The 5,320-nt window shown below is 42.8% G+C and carries 4 protein-coding genes and 1 pseudogene; 1 reads left to right on the top strand and 4 read right to left on the bottom strand.

Annotation, left to right across the window (positions count from 1 at the left end; genetic code table 11):
* The 4 genes and pseudogenes from VLN09_RS09900 to VLN09_RS09915 form a co-directional block, all read right to left on the bottom strand.
* A pseudogene (locus tag VLN09_RS09900) lies at window positions 1-337 on the bottom strand (ribonuclease D); the annotation flags it as partial.
* 216 nt (window positions 338-553) lie between these two features.
* Entirely contained in the window at window positions 554-1,147 is a 594-nt protein-coding gene (gene recR / locus VLN09_RS09905) for a recombination mediator RecR (RefSeq protein WP_325246076.1), read from the bottom strand.
* Between the two features lie 111 nt (window positions 1,148-1,258).
* A complete protein-coding gene (locus VLN09_RS09910) occupies window positions 1,259-1,588 on the bottom strand; it encodes a YbaB/EbfC family nucleoid-associated protein (RefSeq protein WP_325246078.1) in 330 nt (109 codons plus the stop codon).
* A gap of 84 nt (window positions 1,589-1,672) precedes the next feature.
* Window positions 1,673-2,947, bottom strand: coding sequence for an O-succinylhomoserine sulfhydrylase (locus tag VLN09_RS09915; RefSeq protein WP_325246080.1), 1,275 nt, complete (start codon window positions 2,945-2,947; stop codon window positions 1,673-1,675).
* A 429-nt stretch (window positions 2,948-3,376) separates the two neighbouring features.
* Between VLN09_RS09915 and VLN09_RS09920 the strand changes: the two genes are divergently transcribed.
* Window positions 3,377-5,071, top strand: coding sequence for a phospholipase D family protein (locus VLN09_RS09920; protein ID WP_325246082.1), 1,695 nt, complete (start codon window positions 3,377-3,379; stop codon window positions 5,069-5,071).
* Window positions 5,072-5,320 lie beyond the last annotated feature (249 nt).

Consider the following 5,320-nt stretch of genomic DNA (forward strand, 5'->3'; position numbering starts at 1 on the left):
AAAAATCCTCTAATTGCAATTGCGGCGCATCTAATAGATACACATGATCACCAATATTAAGCTGCACCAGTGCCAAGCGCGGATAATAGGTATCACGCTTGATAAACTCCGTATCTAATGCCACGCGCCCGCAAGTCGCTAACGCCTGAATCACTTCATCTAAACCACTTTGCTGACGTACCCAAGTGATGGCAACCTCATCAGCGATATCTAATAATGCGTCAATATCCGGCTCTACTGGCAGTTCTACTAATTTGGCGGGACTGGCTGGCTGGTGTACTTCGTCAGCAGCAAATGTATTTTGAGGGTTTGATTCGATTGAAGCAGTGTTAGACACGGGCAGATACCTGCATTGATAAAAGGAGATAAAACGCTAAAACGCGTCTTAATAAAATTGACAAAAATAATAATAAAGCAATTATAACAATATCATCAAATAAAGTGGGCAAAACTCAATATTATAGTGAATTCAAGTTTAAGAACAGTGCAGTTCTAATGGTATTAACGCCTCTTTTCTATTTAAACCTGCCCATATAAGATGATTATAAATACACTATAAAAAAGAGCGATTTTGCATTGCTTGTCCTAGCGTCATGCTATCTAGATATTCAAGCTCACCACCCATCGGCACGCCTTGTGCTAAACGCGTGACTTTATTGACATGACGGCTGACTGCCTCACTGATAAAGTGCGCGGTGGTTTGCCCTTCGACGGTCGTGCCAGTCGCCAATATCAACTCTTCAACAGGCTCTTGCTTGACACGCCAAACCAGTTGCTCAATATTTAAATCATCAGCGCTAATACCATCAATCGGTGATAAGTGACCACCCAGCACAAAATAACGACCGCGATAGCCTGCAGTCTGCTCTATCGCCATCACATCTGCTGCCGTCTCAACCACACACAGCAACGCATCATCACGCCTAGGATCTTGGCATAAAGGGCAAATCGTATCATCGCTAAAGCTATGGCAACGCTGGCATTCGACGATATCACGCATCGCCTCATCAAGTGCTTGGGCGAGTGCCATGCCTTGTGGGCGTTTTTTAGTAAGCAGATGCAGCGCCATACGTTGGGCGCTTTTTTGACCAACGCCCGGCAAACTACGCAGCTGTTTGACCAGCTGATCAAATTTGGCTGTCAACAAATTGATGTCCTTTATTTATAAATCATAGCTGTAAAAATGGGGTCGTATCGTGTCGATAACAACCCCATTTTTTCTTTAATATGCTGCCTTTAGCGTTTAAAAACCAACTACTTAGAACATACCTTGCATACCTGGTGGCAGACCCATACCTGATGTCGCGCCAGCCATGGTTGATTCATATAGCTCATCCGCTTGACGTACAGCATCATTGATTGCGGCAGCGATAAGGTCTTCAATCATATCCGGCTCATCTTCTAATAAGCTTGGATCGATGGTCAAGCGCTTGACCACATGACGACCAGTCATGGTCACTTTTACCAGACCACTACCCGCTTCTGCATGCACTTCTTTGTTAGCAAGCTCTTTTTTAGCATTTTCGACGTTTGCTTCGACTTTCTTTTGCATGGTTTGTGCTTGTTGCATCAATGCTTGGATATTCATAGTTGCCTCTTGGTTTTTTAATAATAAATAATGGGTGTGTTGATAATAAAAAATAAAATGCTAATAGCAATTATACCGTTATCTTTACAAACTGTCTAAACCACGCGCCAAATCTTTGATGATATCTTCTACATCTTCTAGACCAACCGACAAACGAATAAGGCCATCTTTGACGCCTGCTTCTGCCCGCTCTTGGGCGCTCAGACGGAAATGCGTGGTGGTTGCAGGATGGGTAATCGTGGTTTTGGCATCACCCAAATTGTTGGTGATAGAGACCATTTGGGTTGAGTCAATGACATGCCATGCGGCAGATTTTGAATCACGCGTCTCTGATGGCTGCACTTCAAAACCCATAATTGCTCCAAAGCCGTCCTTCATATGATGCTGACGCTTGGTCAGTTCATGCGATGGATGGTCGCTCAAGCCTGAAAAGTGCACGGTGCTGACATTGGGATGATTAACCAAAAACTCTGCTACTTGATTGGCATTATTACAATGCGCTTGCATACGTAATTTAAGCGTTTCAAGTCCTTTGGTAAAGACCCAAGCATTAAACGGGCTCATGCTGATGCCGCCTGAACGTATGACTGTAAACGCCTCTTGCATCAGCTTATCGCTACCGACTAACGCGCCGCCAAGTACTCGACCCTGACCGTCTAAGTATTTGGTCGCAGAATGAATTACCACATCTGCACCCAAATCAAGCGGACGCTGCAATGCTGGGGTGGCAAAGCAGTTGTCAACGACCAAGAGTATATCATTGGCTTTACATAGCTTGCTTAAAAAGCCAATATCACAAATCTGTGCCAATGGATTGCTGGGGCTTTCGCAATAAATCACCTTGGTATTGGGCTGTATGGCATTCGCCCAAGCATCATTGTCGAAGCAATCAACGTAACTGACTTCCACGCCAAACTTTGCCATATAGTTATTAAACAAACCGATCGATGAGCCAAATAACTGGTTGGCAGCAAGCAAATGGTCACCGGCTTTTAGATAAGCCAAACACATGGTCAAAATTGCACCCATACCGGAGGCTGTCGCCACCGCACGCTCACCGTTTTCAAGCGCGGCTAAACGGCGCTCAAAGGTACGTACGCTTGGGTTGGTATGACGTGAATAGACATTACCTGTCTTGGTACCATCAAAATGACCGGCGGCATCAGCTGCTGAGCTATATACATAAGAGCTGGTGGTAAAAATAGCTTCTGAGTGTTCGCCCTCATCAGTACGATGCTGACCTGCACGCACTGCAATGGTTTGCATACCATAGTCAAGCTCTAGGTTGAGCGCATCATCGCGCCAATTTGCATCCAAGCCATTTATATTGTCTTTATTTTGCGGTTGCGATTGACTCATAAATTTTCCATTGCTCTGATTGTTATTAACAATACCGTTTATTTTCTGATTATAAACATCACGCATTCACGTTATCATATCATGCAAACTGTTGCTGCCAAACTGCTGGCGTAAAAGCTTACCTGCTCATCTTCAACTAATACTCAACTTATTAGAAATTGAAGGTTTAAAAAGACAAGTTAAAAATTATGCTACTAACATCTAATACGAGCAGCATCTAATACTATCAGGATTTTATAAAAGTAACGTATTTATAATAGGCACAGATACCAACACCTGCTAAGCTTGGCAGCGATTCAAACTTTGCCTTCGGTGATATTATCATACGCCTTATAATCAGTGTTATCATCTGCAAAACCGCTAAAGAATATCTATCCATTTTTTGGCACATTTTCTACTATATAAAGGCTCACTAAGGTACTTTTTTTTATGTCGATGTTCAGTATAGAACCCAGCAACTTATCGTTGAGCCTGACACTCGGTCTCACCTTAGGTCTTAGTGGATGCCAAAGCTTGCCAAAGCAGCCACATTTGCCTGAAAGCCAAGCGCTATCAGCGCGTGTCGATGCTTTATATCAACCAGATAATAATAAGCAAGATAAAATAGAAGCAGACGTCCCAGAAAATAATGATACGAATGTTGATAATGGCAGCGTAACTGCTCCTCTAGACACTGATAACCTTGATTTAGTTGCCGCCATCAGTGAACAAAGTGAGATTCACCCTGATTTGTCAGGCTACCATCCAATTGTGACCGGTGCCAATGCTTTTGCCTCACGCAGTATATTGACAGACATGGCGAAGCGCAATATCGATGCACAGTACTATATTTGGCACGATGATGAAGCTGGTCAGCTGATGCTCAAAGATTTGTGGAATGCGGCAGAGCGTGGCGTGATTGTACGTTTATTACTTGATGATTTTAATAATAACGCGAAATTCGATCAGCATTTACTGCGCTTTGCCAGTCATCCTAATATTGCTGTGCGTATCATCAATCCACTCATGCATCGTAAATTTCGAACTTTAAACTTTGTAACCGGTCTGCCGCGTATCAATAGACGTATGCACAATAAAAGCATGATTTTTGATAAGCAAATCACCATCATTGGTGGGCGTAATATCGGTGATGAATACTTAAGTAATGATAAAAACAGCCAGTTCGCCGACTTGGATGTGCTGTTGATTGGTAAAGTCGTGGCAGACATTGATAATAGCTTTGCCAGCTACTGGTCAGCGCCGATATCATTTGATATTCAAACCTTAGCGACGTTTGATAAAGGTGAGACGACGGATTTCCTACAAGGGCTTGATAAATTAAAAGCAGATGAGAAGAGTAGCAGCAAAGGCAGTTTATCGATTTATAAAGCAGCTATTGAAGACTCTACTATCGACACGGATTTAATCAATAAGCGGGTGCCATTTCGCTGGACGGATATGCAGTTCTTAAGTGATGACGTCGGTAAGTTGACCAAGAGCGTACCAGCAGACACCAATTTGGTGCATCAGCTGCGTACCTTACTTGGCAGCCCATCAAAGAAATTGACCATTATTTCTTCCTACTTCGTACCAACCCAAGACGGGGTCAATACCTTGGTAGAGTTGGCAGAATCTGGTATCGAAATCAAAATTCTAACCAACTCGTTTGATGCCACTGACGTGACTGCGGTGCACTCTGGCTATAGCCAATGGCGTCCTAAGTTGCTGCGCGCGGGCGTCAAGATTTATGAGCTAAAAGCAACGGCTTCTGAAGAAAAGCGCGAAAATAAACTTTGGAAAGCTCGTAGTCAATCTTCAACCAGCTTACACGCCAAAGCATTTGCCGTTGATGACTATCAAGTCTTCATTGGCTCATATAATGTTGATCCTCGCTCAGCTAATATTAATACTGAGATGGGCGTGATTATCAATGATGATGAGCTTGCCACGCAGCTGCATGAGGCATTAAGTGATGATTTATTGAATCAGGCGTATGAAGTTAAATTGTTAGAAAATGGTAATTTACAATGGCATACCATGGAGGATGACAAAAAAGTCATTTATGATTCAGAGCCGCGCGTCGATATCAGCGACCACGTTTGGCTGACCATCATGTCATGGCTACCTATTGATTGGCTTCTATAGGCATTTGACTATAAAGGCGGAAATTGAGTAAAGCTTAGGCTCAATGCTTAACTTTGAATTTATAGCCATATTTCACCCGAACACCCTTATTTCTACGATGAATCATTAGCAATGATGGTTTGTCGTTTTTTATTATAGAGAGTTATTTAGATAATAACCCTCTTAACGAATACCTTAATATGTGGATGCACGACTTATTATGCCTTCTCGTTCTCAATATGCACTCATGACGTCTAAAGATAGAAATAT

The sequence above is a fragment of the Psychrobacter sp. genome, assembly GCF_035469765.1.
GTDB lineage: Bacteria > Pseudomonadota > Gammaproteobacteria > Pseudomonadales > Moraxellaceae > Psychrobacter.